Source organism: Mesorhizobium sp. NPDC059025, from assembly GCF_042739655.1.
GTDB lineage: Bacteria > Pseudomonadota > Alphaproteobacteria > Rhizobiales > Rhizobiaceae > Mesorhizobium.
In genome coordinates, this window is the sequence record NZ_JBHYIM010000002.1 from 731,206 (window position 1) to 746,868 (window position 15,663).

Consider the following 15,663-nt stretch of genomic DNA (forward strand, 5'->3'; position numbering starts at 1 on the left):
CGCAACCCATCGCAAGCGTGTAACCGGCCTCGATGAACATCCCCCAGGAACCGCGCAAGAAAAGAGGGCCGATCGCGGCCTGGTTCCTGTCGCTCGACGCCTGGCTGGATTCGAGCCTCTACAAGCTCCGCTATCGCGCCGGTGAATTCTGGGAATCGGCAACGATCTTCTTTCGCCGTTTCAAGGTCACCGGCTGGCGACGCTGGCTGATCGAAGGACTGTCAGAGGGATTTACGCTCGGTGCCGGCGCTTCCGTCGCTCTGCTGGCGCTCGCCCTGCCCGCCTTCCAGGAAACATCGGGCGACTGGCGGGCACAGGGCGACTTCGCCGTGACCTTCCTTGACCGCTACGGCAACGAGATCGGCCAGCGCGGTATCATCCAGCGCGATTCCGTGCCCGTCGACCAGATGCCGGATCATGTGATCAAGGCCGTTCTGTCCACCGAAGATCGCCGCTTCTTCGAACATTACGGCATCGATTTTCTCGGCCTTGCGCGGGCGCTGACGGAAAATGTGCGCGCCAATTCAGTGGTCCAGGGTGGCTCCTCCATCACTCAGCAATTGGCCAAGAACCTGTTCCTGACCAACGAACGCACACTGGAACGCAAGGTCAAGGAGGCTTTTCTTTCCCTGTGGCTGGAAGCCAACCTCTCCAAGAAGGAAATCCTGCAGCTTTACCTCGATCGCTCCTACATGGGCGGTGGCACTTTCGGCATCGAGGCGGCGGCCGACTTCTATTTCGGCAAGAGCGTGAAGGATCTGACGCTGGCCGAGGCAGCCATGCTGGCCGGCCTGTTCAAGGCACCGACCAAATATGCGCCGCACATCAACCTGCCTGCAGCACGCGCCCGAGCCAATGTCGTGCTCAACAACATGGTCGACAGCGGCTTCATGTCGGAGGGCCAGGTCCTGCAGGCCAGACTGCACCCAGCCAACGTTGTCGACCGTGGCGAACGCAAGAGCCCCGATTATTTCCTCGACTGGGCCTTCGACGAGGTCAAGAAGATCGCTCCGAAGGGCACGCACTCGCTGGTCGCGCATACGACGTTCGACGCCAACATCCAGGACGCGGCCGAAGAGTCCGTCGAGTTCCACCTGCGTCAATACGGCAAGGAGTACCGAGTCACCGAGGGCGCGGTCGTCGTCATCGAGACCAACGGCTCCGTGCGCGCCATCGTTGGCGGGCGCGACTACGGCGCCAGCCAGTTCAACCGCGCCACAAAGGCGCTGCGCCAAACAGGATCGTCCTTCAAGCCTTATGTCTACGCAACTGCCATGGAACATGGCTTCACGCCGGATTCGGTGGTTTCAAGCGGCCCCGTCAGCTGGGGCAACTGGTCGCCGAAGAACTACAGCGGCGGTTTCGGCGGCAAGATCACGCTGCTCAACGCTTTCGTGAAGTCCATCAACACCGTGCCTGTCAGGCTCGCCAAGGACTCACTGTCGATCCCGCCGATCAAGAAGCTGGCTGAGGACATGGGCGTTGAATCGCCACTGGAATCGCACAAGACCATGGTGCTCGGCACCTCCGGCATGACTGTGATGGACCAGGCCACGGGTTATTCCGTCTTTGCCCAGAACGGCTATGTCGGTACCCGCCATGGCATTACACAGCTGGTCACCCATACCGGCGATGTCGTCTACGACTGGGCCAAGGATGCGCCCGCCCCTCGCCGTGTGCTGTCGGAGAAGGCGTTGCGCTCGATGAATGCGATGCTGACCCAGGTGCCCGTCATCGGCACGGCGCGGCGCGCGGCTCTGCCCAACATCGTTTCCGGCGGCAAGACCGGCACCACGCAGAGCTATCGTGACGCCTGGTATGTCGGCTTCACCGGCAACTACACGGCGGCTGTCTGGCTCGGCAACGACGATTTCAGGCCAACCAACAACATGACCGGCGGCTCGCTGCCAGCGATGATCTGGCAACGCATGATGGTCTACGCGCATCAGAACATCGACCTGAAGCCGATACCCGGTATCGACCAGCCCTTCGTCGACAAGACGGTGGCGGCAAAGGCCGAGGAGGCGCAGAAGAAGCAAGCCGCCGAAGAGGAAGCAAGGGTGGCGGCAGAACGTCCACCGGTGCTTTCCAGCCGCACCACGCAGACGCTGCGCACGCTCTCCAAAACCTTCGAGGACGCGGTTCAGCTGGCTCCACCCACCACTCCTGAAAAGCTCTCGGCACTGTGACGCCTGTACGATCTTCCCGGCTTGCCTGTCGTTCCGCCTGCCGCTATGCCGCGATGAACACCAGAGCGTTTCCGTTTTTCACGGAAACGCGGAAATGCTCCAACTTTTTGTCTATACGCAATTCCAGACGCAAAACCGCTAGGCACTTTTGCTGGAGTTGCTCCAGTCCTGACGAGCCTTCATGCTGAAGAACGCATTGCTGACGCTGCTGGCACTGACCATCGCCATAGGGCTAGGCGGCGGCAGCGTCTGGTATACGCTCGACGCCCAGAGCGGCGGCGGTGCCATCCGCATCGGACCCTGGACGGCTTTTCCCGACATCGGTACGCTGGATGCCGACCCTTATTCGCAGGCGCGTGTCGCGCGCCAGGGTGCGCTGACACTGGGTCGCGCCGAAGGCTTGTCGTTTATCGCCGAGGCCGATTCCAGCGGCGAGGGATTGCGGCGCGAATGCAGCTACACGATCGCAGGGGGCTCGCCCACCGCGCGTTTCTGGACGCTGCATGTTGCGGATCTGGCGCTCGATCCGATCGCCTCGAGCAGACCACATCAGGCTGCCCTGCACTCTTACGAAATCCTCCGGCAGGCCGATAACTCAGCCATCGTCACGGTGGCTCCGAACGCCGCCCCGGGCAACTGGCTGCCGGTCAGCGGCTCGGGTCCGTTGCGTTTCGTTTTGAATTTTTATGACACGCCGATTGCCGCTTCGACGGGGCTTTCCGACGTCAGGCTGCCCGCCATCGTCAGGGTTGGCTGCAATGGGTAAGCTTCTCCACGCCATCGTCATCGGCCTGATCGGCGCCGCGATCGTCCATATCACGGTGCTGTTGCTGGTGCCTGAGTTTTCAGAGCGCGACGCCTGGTCGAACCTGTCGATGAAGGCGGATTTCTACACCATGACGCGGCTCGATGCCGCGCCGGGTAGCCCGGCCCCGATCAAGTCGATCGATCCGCTGTTTGCTGCGGCGGCCTGCCGTTTCGACCTGAGCGACGGCGTGGTACAGGTGACCGCACCCGGCTCGGTGCCATTCTGGTCGGTCTCGGTCTATGATCGTAATGGCCACAACATCTACAGTTTCAACGACCGCAGCGCGACCAGCGGACAGATGGACGCGGTTGTGCTGACACCGGCGCAGATGATCGAAATGCGCAAGGCGTTGCCGGAAGGCTTCGAAGGTTCGATTTTTGTCGAAGCCCCCATCGAAGAAGGCATCGTCGTGCTGCGCGCATTCGTGCCGGATGAAAGCTGGCGCCCGGCCGTGACCAAATTCCTCAGCCAGAGTTCCTGCGACCTGCAGCAATTCTGAACCGAACGGCCATCGTGTTCAGTGTCGCGGCTTGGGTGACGGGGTACCGCTCGTGCCAGCTTCGATGCCCGCGGCAACCGGCATTGCCTCCTGGGGTCGCTCGTAGCGGACCCCCGGGAAGATAATCACGGCAGCCGCCGTATCAACGCTGCGTGGAAGTCTGTTTGGTGCCGCGTTCCGCGGCGTAAAAGACAGAACCTGTCCCATGGTTCGCGCATTCCTCTCAGGTTGTACCCAGAGCACAAACGCAACGCCTCCTTCTGTGATTAGGCTCTCAGAGGGTTAACGTAGCGCTAACAGATCGTCGCTAATTTGAAGATTGTTCGCGCGTTTCGCGGCCGGCTCGGTTTCGGCGCAAGCGAGGGCGACTGGTGTGAATTGTACAGGCGTAACCCGTGTCTTCTTCCGATTTCCGGCAAATCGCTATGCGGACCGAAACGCGAAAGGCCGAACGGCTGTTTCGCGCCGCCATCTCAGCGTTCTGTTCATTGCCGCGTCCCTCTCGACGCGAGATCGCGCAACTGGAAGATCTTGCGCTGCCGCTCTTCGACGACGTCCCCGATGAAGCACTGCGCTTTGGCGCAGCCGCGCTGTCAGAAACCGAATATGCGCCGCGACAACTGGTGTTGCGTCTGGCCGAATGCAAGGTCGACGTCGCCGCACCTCTGCTGATCCGATCGGCGGTGCTCGGCGATGTCGATCTCATTGCCTTGATAGGTCGGCATGGGCTGCCGCACGCGCGGGCGATCGGCCGTCGCAAGGATCTCAATCCCGCCATCGCCCACCTGATCCGCGCTCTGGAAAGGCCCAAACTGGCCGTAGCTCAGCCTACCGAAGACGCCAGCCCCAAAGTCAATTATCGCGCTACCACAGAACCTGGCGAGGCCGCGGAAGGCGTCCGTCATCGGCTGCGCGCGATCATGGCGGAAACCCGCGGCACATCCGCGGCGCGCGACACGACGCCCTACTCGAAATTGCGCGAGACCGCGCTCAGTGGCAATCTGGCCTTTTTCCAGACCGCGCTGGCCGATGCGCTGCGGATCGACTTCGCCACAGCCCATTCCATCGTCACGGCCAACGACTACACACGGCTGCTCTCGGCACTGCGGATGCTTGAGCTTGGCGAGGACCATGCTTTCCTGATCGCCGTCGCCGTCCTTCCGCAACAGTTCCCGCATCCCCAGGCGATCCGCCTGTTCCTGGACCGCTACCGGCTGCTTCCCCCAGAGGTCGCTCGCAACCAGCTCAGCCAATGGCAGCTCGAGGCAATGTCCCCCGGACTGCGCGATGCAAGGCAGACGACGGCAAACTCCGACAAACCCGTCGTTGCACAGCCGAAATTCGGCAAGGGTTTCAAGAAGTCCTGATCGCGATCAGTTCCTCGATCGGAACCGAGCCTGGCTCGACCTCGACCACCCAGATGTCGGGATCGAATTTTCGTTCCCGTTCCAATCTGGTGTTGATGGCATCTTCGTCCAGCGTCGTTTCGAGCCTGCCGAACAGCCGCTCGTCTGGTCTGGCTTCGTCGTAGCTGGTCTGAGGGGCTGGACCAAACAGCGTTACTTCGCCGAAGCGATCGCGCGTCAACACAAAGACGGCGCCAGCCTCGGTCGCACCACGCTGGATGACAGCCGCGAAGCCGCTCGACGAAAAGACCCGCCGCACCATCGCCGAGACCCAGAGATCGGTGGTTACGCGCATGCTCGGTCTCCGCATGGAAGGCCGCAGTGTATCTTGCTTGTCATGAATTGATTGCTGTAGCAGGGCGTACGCTGCTGTCCAGCGAGGAAAACCCTAGTTCGTCAGGCCGATCTCACGCATCTTCGCGTACACCGCCTCATCCGGCTCGCCGGTTTCGGGCAGGCCGAACAGCGACTGGAACTCGCGGATGGCAGCCTTCGTGCGCCCCCCGATGACCCCATCCGTCTTGATGTCGTTGTTGCCAAAGGCGCGCAGGCCGGCCTGGATTTTCACGATCCGCGCGTCAAGCTTCTGCTGGCTGGGCACCGGAACTGAACCGGGTTGATTACCAATGATCCCGGCCACGTCGTCACGCGGCGCGGGCTGCGGCACGACGGACGCGGTGGTGCCTGCGATGCCAAGCTGATCGAGCAGCGCCTCATCGATGTTACCGGAAACCGGCAAGCCCATTTTCTGTCGGTAGGCCTCGATCGCCTTGCGCGTCGCAGGCCCGGTCAAACCATCGACTGTGCCATCGTAATAGCCGATATCCTTCAACACGCCCTGCACGCGCTGCACGATCGGGTCGCTTTTGGCGATGACAGCTACCGGAGAAGTCGTGCCCTGTGCCGCGGACGCCTGCGGCTCGGGGCGTTCGATGTTGATCGTGGTTTCCGGCTCCACCTGTGCCGGCACCGGAAAATGCTGATAGCCGCGGGTGGCAAAGAAGGCACCCGCGTGCAGGCCGGGCTGGTACCAGAGCGCATTGGCCGAGACGTAAAACAGCGTCACCAGGAAAGCCGTCGAGCCGCCCACCAGAACAGGATTGTTGGCGATCGCTTCACCCAGCGCCGCGGTCCCAGCCTGCAGCATGCCAGGGCGCTGCTTGGCTCGCGCTCCCTTCCTAGGCTGTTTTGCGGAGCGGGCCAAGGCCGGCCTCCTTTTCGTTCCGTGGCTGCGAAAGCGGCAGAACTGTCGGCTTGGCAGCACCACCCTTCGGCCCATCCACCGGCAGGCTGATCGTCACCTTGGTGCCCTCACCCGGCGCGCTTTCGATCGACATCGTGCCGTCATGCAGGCTGACCAATCCCTTGACCAGGGACAGCCCAAGCCCGGTACCTTCGAAGCGACGGGTATAGTCGTTCTGGATCTGCATGAACGGCTTGCCGAGATTGCAGAGGTCGGCCTCGGCGATGCCGATGCCGGTGTCACTCACCCAGAAATGCAGCCGCGAACCAAGGCGGCGGGCACCGATAGACACGGCACCGCCGTCCGGCGTGAACTTGATGGCATTGGAGGTCAGGTTGATCAGGATCTGCTGCACGGCGCGGCGATCGGCATTGATCTCGCCGGCGTCGACCGGAATCTGCGTGGTCAGCGTGATATGCTTTGTCTCAGCCTGGATGCGCATCATGGATTGGCACATCTCGACGGCATCGACGAAACGGAAAGGCTCCGGCTGCGCTGAATATGCGCCCGATTCGATACGCGAGACGTCGAGGATCGAGGTGACCACAGCCAACAGATGCTGGCCGGAATCACGGACCAGCTCTACGTACTCCTTCTGGCGCGGATCCTTGAAGCCACCAAATATCTCGTTGAGCAGCATGTCGGAGAAGCCGATGATCGCGTTGAGCGGCGTGCGCAGCTCGTGGCTGACGGCAGCAAGGAAACGGCCCTTGGCGACATCGGCGCCTGCAGCGGATTCCCGCGCGACATCAAGTGTTTCCCGCAGGTCGACCGTCTCGTCATTGGCGCGCAGCAGCGCAACGAGGTCGTCGCCCCCGCGCATCAACTCAAGCAGGAATGGCCTGTGGTTGGCACCGAGATCGGTGGCGTCCCCCTTCGGCAAACGTATGCGCAACTCGACGCGACGCAGCGCAGCACCTTCGCGCATGTCAGCCAGCGCAGACAGGTAGGCAACGCGATCTGCCAGGTGGATCCGGTCAAACAGGCAGGTACCGGAAAGCAGCTCCGGTGCAAGCTTCAGCAGGACGCGCGACTGGGAAGATGCGTCCGCCACGTCACCGTTCAGGCCTATGCGCAACACGACCGCATCGATGACATCCTCGAGACGCGCCTGCTCCTGCGCCGGCGCGTCCGAAATCAGCGCCAGCCCACGCATGCGCGGTAGCAGGGTAAGCCCCCAGGCGACCGGGAACAGCCAATGCCAGGCGGCGGGTGCTTCCACGGGCAGCAGAGGCGTCAGCGCAAACTGGAGGATGACCGCCGCAGTGGCGGCGATGACACCTAGGCCCACCGAGCGGCGGCGGCCACCAACATAGAAAGCTTCCACCGGAAGAGCCAAGACCAGGGCCAGCAGCGGCGAGGCTAGCCCGCCTCCAGCCGCAATCAAACCAGCCAAACCAATGGATGCAACGCCGAGTGATGCGCCTGCAGTCGGCATGAGCCGACCCGTTGCAGCCACCAGTAACGCCAGGAACCAGGAGAGTCCGAAGATCGCAAAGATCGTGGCCACCGTCACGCCGGCACCCAGTCTTGCCGTGACCAGCACCACCGCCATGCTCGCAGCCAGGAATGGCGCCGCAAGCATAAGGCCGACGAAGCGACGCTGCATGCGGCGCGCCATTGGATCGATCACGGACGCGTGCACGAGACGCTCGCAGCCAGCGGCCACGGCGTCGGGCAAGTCAGCGTATCGGGTCGCAATCGAATTCAACGCAACGCACTCTCAACTGTCTGCTTCGCAGATCACTTTTGGTTGGTTTGAAACTCGCACCCAGCATTTAAGGAATGAATAAAACGAAGCCTGACAACGACACCTTGACGGCGAATATCGGCACCGAACCGCCCCGATGCCCAGGCGATTACCGTCATGGTAAACGCAGGGTTAGCCGGGTCAGCTCGCGGCTTGGATGCCCGTTTTCACGCCGGCTACAAACCTGATGGAAAAAATCCATAAAAGACAAATAGTTAGATGGTTACTTCCAACCTAATGGAATCGCCATCAATTTAGCATTGCCTAAATCAAAAACCGTTCCTTACCCGGTCGTCTAAAATTTGAAGAAAATTCTCTGCTGGTCTGCAAGTCGTCCTTTGTGCGACTGTGCCAGGATCACTCTCAACAACGAGGCTGCGGCACAAGAATGCGCGGCCCGGTCACAACGAGAGAGGGTCATATCATGTTCTTCCTGCTCAGAGCCGCGTTCTGGTTCTCCCTGGTGCTGCTCGCGCTGCCTTTCGGCATCGGCTCCGGCGAACAAGGCCGTGAGAGCGTCAATCCAATCCAGGCACTGCTGGCCGCACGCGACGCCGTTGGCGACATTGCCGGTATGTGCGAACGCAAGCCTGATGTCTGCGAAACCGGCAAGGCTGCCATGCACACGATTGGCGTGCGTGCCCAGGAAACCGCCCGCATTGCCGCTGACATGCTCGATCAGCAGCCTGCCGAACAGGTCGCGCGGCCGGCTGAAACCGTTCCTGCCACCGATCAGGCCACCATTACCGGCAGCGTCATCCCGACGCCGTCGGCCCGTCCAGACCCAAACAGCTGATCACCATCCGCCTCACATTCTGCGCCTTGATTTTCCCTTGCCGACCTCCGGCATCACCGCAGGCTGCCACCCTCTCGGCGCCTGCGGTTTTTCTTTTTCCGTGACTGTGTCGAGCGTCGTGACTATATCGCCTGCATGACCACAAAGATCGACGCCATCCGCGACGACTTCTCCCTGCTCGACGAGTGGGAGGATCGCTATCGCTACGTGATCGAGTTGGGCGAGTCGCTGGCTGAATTCCCGGAAAGTGCACGCGTACCCGCCAACAAGGTTCCGGGATGCGTCAGTCAGGTATGGCTGACGACCGAACGCAACGGCGACACGGATCCCGTCCTGACGTTCCAGGGCGATTCCGACGCGCACATCGTACGTGGACTGGTCGCAATCATGCTGGCGCTGTTTTCGGGCCGTCCCTCCAGCGAGATCCTCAAGACCGACGCGGAAGCCACACTCAAAACGCTGGGACTGGACGAACATCTTTCGCCGCAGCGGGCTAATGGATTGCGCTCGATGGTCAAGCGCATCAAGCATGACGCCGAAGCGGCACTGACGCAGGCAGCCTGAGTTTTCCGCGGATCAGCGGATCAGCAATCCGCAATCGCGGCCCTTGCAATGGCGATCGATACGAGTAAGCAATAAAAGAAAAACGGCGCCCGAAGGCGCCGCTCAACACTATACCTGAAGTATACTCGACGAGATACGACAGGTGTGACTGCTGGATTCAGCGCCCCTTGCGCTTGCGACCCAAGCCCATCTTCTTTGCAAGCTGCGAGCGGGCAGCGGCATAATTCGGCGCCACCATCGGGTAGCTGGCATCAAGACCCCACTTCTCGCGATACTGATCCGGAGTGAGCCCATAGTGGGTCATCAAATGACGCTTGAGCGACTTGAACTTCTTACCGTCCTCAAGGCAGACGATGTATTCGTCATGAACCGAACGCTTCGGGTTGACGGCCGGCTTCTGCTTGTCAGCAGGCGGCTGTTCCACAGTTCCACCCACCCTGCCCAGGGCAGCGTGAACGTCCGCGATCAGATTAGGCAATTCACCGACAGGAACGGGATTGTTGCTGACATAGGCTGCAACGACGTCCGCGGTGAGTTCGATCAGCATATCGCTATTTCTAGGAGGCGTTTCCGCAATATCCATATCGTTCTGGTCCCAACGAGAGTTAAGTCTTGCCCATTCTTCAGAGGGCGTCGCACGATTCTCAACAGGGCGCGCCCATGAGTCGTGTCACGCAGCCTTAATGGACTTGATGGGCAAGTAAGTCAATTCAGTGACCGACTATATTAATACTAAACAAGAAAATATTCTTGGACGAATGGATATTTTTCGTACTATGTACACGTATCGAGCTCTCCCAGCGTCCTAATCAACGACACTCCTGCAGAATTTCTTGAAATATTTCGAAGGTGTCGACGGAAGGTTCTTCCAGCGGCTGCTGTTCACGACGCCAAACAGCTCTCCCCCATCCCCACGGAAGCCTCTTGAACGCAACGCGGCCAACGTGTTCAGTCAGGCCTAGGATTCTACAGCACGAGATATGGATGACCCGAAAAGCGATCTTCCCATCGGCCGAGGCGCCGCGGGCGAAAAAGCAATCCCAATCCGACACCCACCACGGCATCACCCGAACCGACGACTATGCCTGGCTGAGAGCGGACAACTGGCAGGAAGTCTTCAAGGATCCTGCGCTGCTTGATCCGGAGATTCGGGCCCATCTGGAGGCGGAGAACTCCTATCAGTCAGCGCTGATGGCGGACACGGCCGAGCTGCAGAAAGCGCTCTTTGCCGAGATGAAGGGACGTATCAAGGAAGACGATTCCTCCGTCCCGATGAAGGACGGGCCGTTTGCCTATGGCTCCTCCTTCAAGCTTGGCGGTGAGCAGCCGCGCTACTTCCGCATGCCCAGAGAAGGAGGCGAACAGCAGATCCTGCTCGACGGTGACCTTGAAGCCGAGGGCAAAGCCTATTTCCGTCTCGGCGGCGTCGATCACTCGTCGGACCACAACAAGCTGCTGTGGTCATTCGACGACAAGGGCTCGGAGTTCCACACCCTGCTGGTGCGCGACATTGCCACGGGCAGGGACCTGGCCGACCGGATCACGGATACAGGGGGCAGCGGGGTCTGGTCACGGGACAATAGCGGATTCTTCTATACAAGGCTGGATGCCAACCATCGTCCCTCCAAGACTTTCTACCACGCAATCGGCAGTCACGAACGGGAAGACCGCCTGGTCTACGAAGAACAGGACCCCGGTTTCTTCATGAATGTCGGTGGAACGCGCAGCAACGACTGGATCATGATCGGTATCAATGATCATGAGACATCCGAATACAGGCTGCTGCCCGCCAACGACCCGACGGCTGAGCCAAAGCTTGTGGCCGCCCGCGAAACCGGGCTGCAGTACGACCTTGAGGAAGGCGGCGACGTCTTCTTCATCCTGACCAATGCCGATGGTGCCAAGGACTTCAAAGTCATGGCGGCTCCCGCACACGATCCGGTCAGGGCCAACTGGCAGGAAATCGTCCCACATGAACCGGGACGGCTGATCCTCTCCGTCATCGGCTTCAAGGATTTTCTGGTGCGGCTCGAGCGCAAAGACGGACTACCGCGCATCGTCGTGCGCGAGCGGGCGGGCGGCGAGGAACACCTGATTTCATTCGCTGAAGAGGCATTCTCGCTCGGCCTGTCGGGTTCCTACGAATATGACACCGACGTCGTGCGGTTTTCCTATTCGTCGATGACGACGCCGGCCCAGGTGTTCGACTACGATATGCGTACGCGCCAGCGCACACTCCTGAAAACACAGGAGGTGCCATCAGGCCATGACGCCAGCCATTACGTTACACGCCGACTCATGGCGCCATCTCATGATGGCGAACTGGTCCCGGTGTCGCTGATTCATCATCGCGACACCGCGATCGACGGCTCGGCACCCTGCCTGCTTTACGGCTATGGCTCCTACGGCATTGCCATCCCGGCCTCGTTCAACACCAACTGCCTCTCGCTGGTCGACCGCGGCTTCGTCTATGCGATTGCCCATATCCGTGGCGGCAAGGACAAGGGGTACGCCTGGTATGAAGATGGCAAACGAGCCAGGAAGACCAACACGTTCAAGGATTTCATCGCGGTTTCCCGCCATCTGGTTGCCGAACGCTACACCCGCCACGACCGGATCGTGGCACAAGGCGGTTCAGCCGGCGGCATGCTGATGGGCGCGATCGCCAATATGGCGCCGGAGGCTTTCGGCGGCATCGTGGCGGAAGTACCTTTCGTCGATGTCCTGACCACCATGCTCGATGAGACCCTGCCGCTGACACCGCCGGAGTGGCCGGAGTGGGGCAATCCGATTGCCTCGGAAGCGGATTACAAGACGATCGCATCCTATTCGCCCTACGACAAGGTAACCGGAGCGGACTATCCGCCCATTCTGGCCGTCGCCGGTCTCACCGATCCTCGCGTCACCTATTGGGAGCCCGCGAAGTGGGTTGCGAAGTTGCGTGAGCTGAAAAGCGGTGACAATCCGGTTCTGTTCAAGATCAATATGGAATCCGGCCATGCCGGTGCGTCGGGTCGTTTCTCGCGACTGGAGGAAGTCGCACTTAACTACGCGTTCGCGCTGAAAGTAACGGGCAGGCAGACCTCGTAGCGTGCGGCTTGCCACCCGGACGACTGGCACATAGAATAGCCAAATGCTTCACTATTCGTCCAAATCGTCGCCGCCGCCTGTCCCGACCGACGCGCTCAGCCAGATCCTTCAGGATTTTCGGCTGAGCGGCGTCAGCTACGGCCGTTGCGAGCTCCGGCACCCATGGAGCATCACCTTTCCCCAGCAACCTTTGCTGCGGTTTCACTTTGTCAGCGACGGGCCGTGCTGGGTACACACGGAGGCCGAGGGCTGGCAGGAATTGCGCGCGGGCGATCTCGTGCTGCTGCCACAAGGTGTCGAGCACCGCCTGGCCAGTTCTCCGGAAGTTACCGGCAACTGCATGACGAGATGCGAAGTGACCAAGCATGGCGGCAATGTCTGTGAAGTGGTGCAGCAAGGCGAAGGCGCCGCCAGCGTGTTGTTTTGCGGTTCGATGGCATTGGGAGCCTATGCCCTGCACCCGCTGATCAGCCTGATGCCCGTTATGATCAAAGGCTGCGACGTGGCCGCCAACGACCCGATCGTCAGTCCCCTGCTGGAGGCCATGGCACAGGAGGCATGCCATCCCAAGATGGGCGGCGCCACGATATTGTCGCGCATGGCCGACCTGCTTACCGCCCGGCTGATACGCTGCTGGGTCAAATGCCATGACAGCTCGACCACCGGTTGGCTCGCGGCCATTCGCGACCCCCATATCGGGCGAGTGCTTGTGGCGATGCACCGCGACCCAGGTCATAACTGGACCCTGGAAAGCCTCGCTGGCCTGGCTGGCCAATCGCGCTCGGTTTTCGCGGAGCGTTTCAGCGCCGTCCTTGGCGAAGGCGCGGCGCACTATCTGGCTCGCCTGCGCATGCAGCTCGCGAAGGAATTGCTGGGACAGGGCGACCTTTCGGTCGCCGAAGTCGCCGCCCGCCTCGGCTATGAATCGGAAGCCTCCTTCGCGCGTGCGTTCAAACGCATCACCAACGTCTCGCCCGGCGTTGTGCGACGCACAATTTCCGGACGAATGGACATGGAATTCGGATTTTAAGATACAGATCATCCCGCAATGCTTGTTTATGAAGACCTCCAAACCTTGGAGACCTTCATATGACGGATACAACCCTATCGCTTGATCGCGCCGCGATAGATATCGAACCGGACGCGTCGGACGAAACGTCCTGGAATGCCACGACCTGGCTTGCCGTTCTATCGATGGCCGCCACCAGCTTCGCGCTGGTGTCGGCTGAATTCCTGCCGGCGGGCCTTTTGACGCCAATGGCGCGCGATCTGGGCATCAGCGAGGGAACGGCCGGGCAGGTCGTCACCGCCACCGCCTCGGTGGGTGCCGTGGCAGCGCTGCTGAGCAACGTTCTCATCGGCAAACTGAACCGCAAGACGGTGCTGATTGGCCTTAGCGCGCTGGCGATCGGCTCCAACATTCTTTCGGCACTGGCAACCGACTTCTTGCTGCTGCTGCTGGGTCGCGCCGGGCTGGGCATCTCGATCAGCGCCTTCTGGGCGCTGTCGGTCGCGGTGGTGGCGCGGCTGGTTGGCGCTAACGCCACTGGCAGGGGCATGGCCATCGTCACCCTCGGCGTCTCGCTGGCCACCATCGCTGCGCCGTCGCTCGGCGCTCTGATCAGCGACTGGCTGGGTTGGCGTGTCGCCATGGCGATGACAGCGGGGCTCGCCACGGTTGCCATGCTGCTGCAGTTCATCAGCCTGCCGACCTTGCCGGCGGCTGCCAGCAACAGCCTGGCCGACGTGCTTCGGCTGACGCGCCGGCGCGGCATCCAGTTCGGCATGCTGGCCATCCTCGTGCTGATGACCGGGCATTTCGCGGGTTCGGTCTATGTTCGCCCTTTCCTTGAAAAGGTGACACTGCTCGGCACCGGCCCGATCGCGCTGGCACTGCTTGGATTTGGCATCGCCGCCGTGATCGGCAACGTTGCCGGCGGGCGCATGGCGGACGCCAACATCCGCATGGCTCTGATTACCACCTCGATCCTGATGGGGCTCGCCGCGCTCGTACTGGTCCTATGGGGCGCGCACATTGGCGTCGCCTTCGGTTTCGTCACGCTTTGGGGTTTGGCCTTCGGCATGGCGCCGGTCGTGTTGCCAACCAATCTGTCGCGCGCGGCGCCCGACGCGCTGGAGGCCTCCGGCAGCCTGATGGTCGTCTCCTTTCAGGTCGCCATCACCACAGGCGCGGTTGTCGGCGGCTATATCGTCGACACTTACGGCGCTTCAGGACCTTTGACCCTTACCGCCATTCTCGCTGCGGTAACGGCGGTCCTGGCGCTACTGCAGCCGCGCGGATGAACCTTGCCCTGCCCCGCCAGAGCTTTGTAGCGGGACAATCGCTGGCGCGAACCTCTTCCTCGAGAGCGCCATCAAGGGCCTCTAACCCTGCGGCTTCGCCGCGGGGTATCCATTCTTGTGCGCCGGGATCGTCTTGAGATAAGCAGCGATCGCTGCACGATCTTCGGGGGTTAGTTGCGCCATATTCTGTTGCACGTCGGCCATGGCGCCGCCAGCTGAATCGAATTCCGGCGTGAAGCCGGTTTCGAGATAGTTGGCGATGTCGGCAGCCGACCAGTCACCGATACCACCCTCCCCGCCGGTGATGTTCGGCACGACACCACCGCCTTCGGCCGCCTTCGCGCCGGCAAGCCATTCGCCCTTCTTCGCTCCACCAAACGCGTCGCGAGGGGTGTGGCATTCGCCGCAGTGGCCAGGCCCCTCGACCAGATAGCGGCCGGCAAGCACGTCGGCCGGGGTCTCGGCAGCGAACGCAACCACAGGGCTGCTGTCCAGGTAGAGCTGCTTCCACAAACCGATGCCGCGCCGGATGTTGAAGGGAAAGGAGAGTGACGGAGCAGCGGCCTTGCCCGGCACGGCGGGCAGGGTTTTCATGTACGCATAGAGATCGGCCACGTCCGACAGTTTCATGCGGGTATAGGAAGTGTAGGGGAAGGCCGGATAGAGGTGCTCGCCCGCTGGCGAGACCCCCCGCATCATGGCGTTGGCGAAGTCTTCCATCGACCACGCACCGATACCATCGGTCCTGTCCTGCGAGATGTTGGGAGCCACAAAGGTGCCGAACTCCGTCTTCAGTTCGAGCCCGCCGACGAGTTCAAGCCTGGCCTCTCCTTCCGCCTTCGGCCGGGCGTGGCAGGATGTGCAGCCGCCAGCATAGAAAATACGCTTGCCGCGCGCGGCATCGCCTTGGCCAAGTTCGAGTACATCGCCGGCTGTCAGCCGAACCGGCTCCGACAGCCACCAGCCGATGCCGGCCGTAATCGCAGCCAGCGCCACGACGGCGCCGGCCATCTT

The 15,663-nt window shown here is 61.4% G+C and carries 14 protein-coding genes; 9 read left to right on the forward strand and 5 right to left on the reverse strand.

The window, feature by feature from the left end:
• The first annotated feature begins 32 nt into the window (after positions 1-32).
• The 4 genes from ACFWYE_RS07825 to ACFWYE_RS07840 all read left to right on the forward strand — a co-directional run bounded on the left by ACFWYE_RS07825 (position 33) and on the right by ACFWYE_RS07840 (position 4,863).
• The gene (locus tag ACFWYE_RS07825) at positions 33-2,189 is read left to right on the forward strand and encodes a transglycosylase domain-containing protein (RefSeq protein WP_379061282.1); all 2,157 of its coding nucleotides are present in this window, start codon (positions 33-35) and stop codon (positions 2,187-2,189) included.
• Positions 2,190-2,370: 181 nt separating this feature from the next.
• A complete protein-coding gene (locus tag ACFWYE_RS07830; RefSeq protein WP_379110579.1) occupies positions 2,371-2,955 on the forward strand; it encodes a DUF1214 domain-containing protein in 585 nt (194 codons plus the stop codon).
• A complete protein-coding gene (locus ACFWYE_RS07835; RefSeq protein WP_379110581.1) occupies positions 2,948-3,496 on the forward strand; it encodes a DUF1254 domain-containing protein in 549 nt (182 codons plus the stop codon). Before ACFWYE_RS07830 ends, ACFWYE_RS07835 begins: the two co-directional genes overlap by 8 nt.
• Positions 3,497-3,921: 425 nt before the next feature.
• Positions 3,922-4,863 carry a hypothetical protein gene (locus ACFWYE_RS07840; protein ID WP_379110582.1) on the forward strand — a complete coding sequence of 314 codons (942 nt, stop codon included), beginning with the start codon at positions 3,922-3,924 and terminating at the stop codon, positions 4,861-4,863.
• Here ACFWYE_RS07840 and ACFWYE_RS07845 read toward each other — a convergent pair.
• From ACFWYE_RS07845 to ACFWYE_RS07855, 3 genes are all read right to left on the reverse strand, one after another.
• Positions 4,850-5,197: a DUF1491 family protein gene (locus tag ACFWYE_RS07845; RefSeq protein WP_379061291.1), complete on the reverse strand. Its 348-nt coding sequence runs from the start codon at positions 5,195-5,197 to the stop codon at positions 4,850-4,852. The two genes, ACFWYE_RS07840 and ACFWYE_RS07845, sit on opposite strands and share 14 nt — an antisense overlap.
• 93 nt (positions 5,198-5,290) lie before the next feature.
• Positions 5,291-6,106, reverse strand: coding sequence for a peptidoglycan-binding protein (locus tag ACFWYE_RS07850; RefSeq protein ID WP_379110583.1), 816 nt, complete (start codon positions 6,104-6,106; stop codon positions 5,291-5,293).
• A complete protein-coding gene (locus tag ACFWYE_RS07855; protein ID WP_379110647.1) occupies positions 6,081-7,766 on the reverse strand; it encodes a sensor histidine kinase in 1,686 nt (561 codons plus the stop codon). Before ACFWYE_RS07855 ends, ACFWYE_RS07850 begins: the two co-directional genes overlap by 26 nt.
• Positions 7,767-8,319: 553 nt before the next feature.
• Between ACFWYE_RS07855 and ACFWYE_RS07860 the strand changes: the two genes are divergently transcribed.
• The gene (locus ACFWYE_RS07860) at positions 8,320-8,691 is read left to right on the forward strand and encodes a DUF5330 domain-containing protein (RefSeq protein ID WP_379061295.1); all 372 of its coding nucleotides are present in this window, start codon (positions 8,320-8,322) and stop codon (positions 8,689-8,691) included.
• Positions 8,692-8,826: 135 nt separating this feature from the next.
• The gene (locus ACFWYE_RS07865; RefSeq protein ID WP_379061297.1) at positions 8,827-9,255 is read left to right on the forward strand and encodes a SufE family protein; all 429 of its coding nucleotides are present in this window, start codon (positions 8,827-8,829) and stop codon (positions 9,253-9,255) included.
• 157 nt (positions 9,256-9,412) lie between these two features.
• Here the strand turns inward: ACFWYE_RS07865 and ACFWYE_RS07870 are convergent, their stop codons facing one another.
• Entirely contained in the window at positions 9,413-9,838 is a 426-nt protein-coding gene (locus ACFWYE_RS07870; RefSeq protein ID WP_054308879.1) for a MucR family transcriptional regulator, read from the reverse strand.
• Positions 9,839-10,239: 401 nt separating this feature from the next.
• Between ACFWYE_RS07870 and ACFWYE_RS07875 the strand changes: the two genes are divergently transcribed.
• Genes ACFWYE_RS07875 through ACFWYE_RS07885 form a run of 3 tightly spaced genes read left to right on the forward strand, consistent with a single transcriptional unit; the run spans position 10,240 to position 14,649 of the window.
• On the forward strand, positions 10,240-12,345 hold the full coding sequence (locus ACFWYE_RS07875) for a S9 family peptidase (protein WP_379110585.1): 2,106 nt from the start codon (positions 10,240-10,242) through the stop codon (positions 12,343-12,345).
• 43 nt (positions 12,346-12,388) lie between these two features.
• A complete protein-coding gene (locus ACFWYE_RS07880; RefSeq protein ID WP_379110587.1) occupies positions 12,389-13,375 on the forward strand; it encodes an AraC family transcriptional regulator in 987 nt (328 codons plus the stop codon).
• A gap of 59 nt (positions 13,376-13,434) precedes the next feature.
• Positions 13,435-14,649, forward strand: a complete 1,215-nt coding sequence (locus tag ACFWYE_RS07885; RefSeq protein WP_379110589.1) for an MFS transporter — start codon at positions 13,435-13,437, stop codon at positions 14,647-14,649.
• A gap of 81 nt (positions 14,650-14,730) precedes the next feature.
• Here ACFWYE_RS07885 and ACFWYE_RS07890 read toward each other — a convergent pair whose 3' ends face one another.
• Entirely contained in the window at positions 14,731-15,660 is a 930-nt protein-coding gene (locus tag ACFWYE_RS07890; RefSeq protein ID WP_379110648.1) for a c-type cytochrome, read from the reverse strand.
• Positions 15,661-15,663: the final 3 nt, after the last annotated feature.

Bases quoted from the DNA above. Each gene is read 5' to 3' on its own strand.
- ACFWYE_RS07835 (WP_379110581.1), top strand. From the start codon at position 2,948: ATGGGTAAGCTTCTCCACGCCATCGTCATCGGCCTGATCGGCGCCGCG.
- ACFWYE_RS07825 (WP_379061282.1), top strand. From the start codon at position 33: ATGAACATCCCCCAGGAACCGCGCAAGAAAAGAGGGCCGATCGCGGCC.
- ACFWYE_RS07865 (WP_379061297.1), top strand. From the start codon at position 8,827: ATGACCACAAAGATCGACGCCATCCGCGACGACTTCTCCCTGCTCGAC.
- ACFWYE_RS07845 (WP_379061291.1), bottom strand. From the start codon at position 5,197: ATGCGCGTAACCACCGATCTCTGGGTCTCGGCGATGGTGCGGCGGGTC.
- ACFWYE_RS07875 (WP_379110585.1), top strand. From the start codon at position 10,240: ATGACCCGAAAAGCGATCTTCCCATCGGCCGAGGCGCCGCGGGCGAAA.
- ACFWYE_RS07885 (WP_379110589.1), top strand. From the start codon at position 13,435: ATGACGGATACAACCCTATCGCTTGATCGCGCCGCGATAGATATCGAA.
- ACFWYE_RS07855 (WP_379110647.1), bottom strand. From the start codon at position 7,766: ATGGCGCGCCGCATGCAGCGTCGCTTCGTCGGCCTTATGCTTGCGGCG.
- ACFWYE_RS07890 (WP_379110648.1), bottom strand. From the start codon at position 15,660: ATGGCCGGCGCCGTCGTGGCGCTGGCTGCGATTACGGCCGGCATCGGC.
- ACFWYE_RS07880 (WP_379110587.1), top strand. From the start codon at position 12,389: ATGCTTCACTATTCGTCCAAATCGTCGCCGCCGCCTGTCCCGACCGAC.
- ACFWYE_RS07840 (WP_379110582.1), top strand. From the start codon at position 3,922: ATGCGGACCGAAACGCGAAAGGCCGAACGGCTGTTTCGCGCCGCCATC.
- ACFWYE_RS07870 (WP_054308879.1), bottom strand. From the start codon at position 9,838: ATGGATATTGCGGAAACGCCTCCTAGAAATAGCGATATGCTGATCGAA.
- ACFWYE_RS07830 (WP_379110579.1), top strand. From the start codon at position 2,371: ATGCTGAAGAACGCATTGCTGACGCTGCTGGCACTGACCATCGCCATA.
- ACFWYE_RS07860 (WP_379061295.1), top strand. From the start codon at position 8,320: ATGTTCTTCCTGCTCAGAGCCGCGTTCTGGTTCTCCCTGGTGCTGCTC.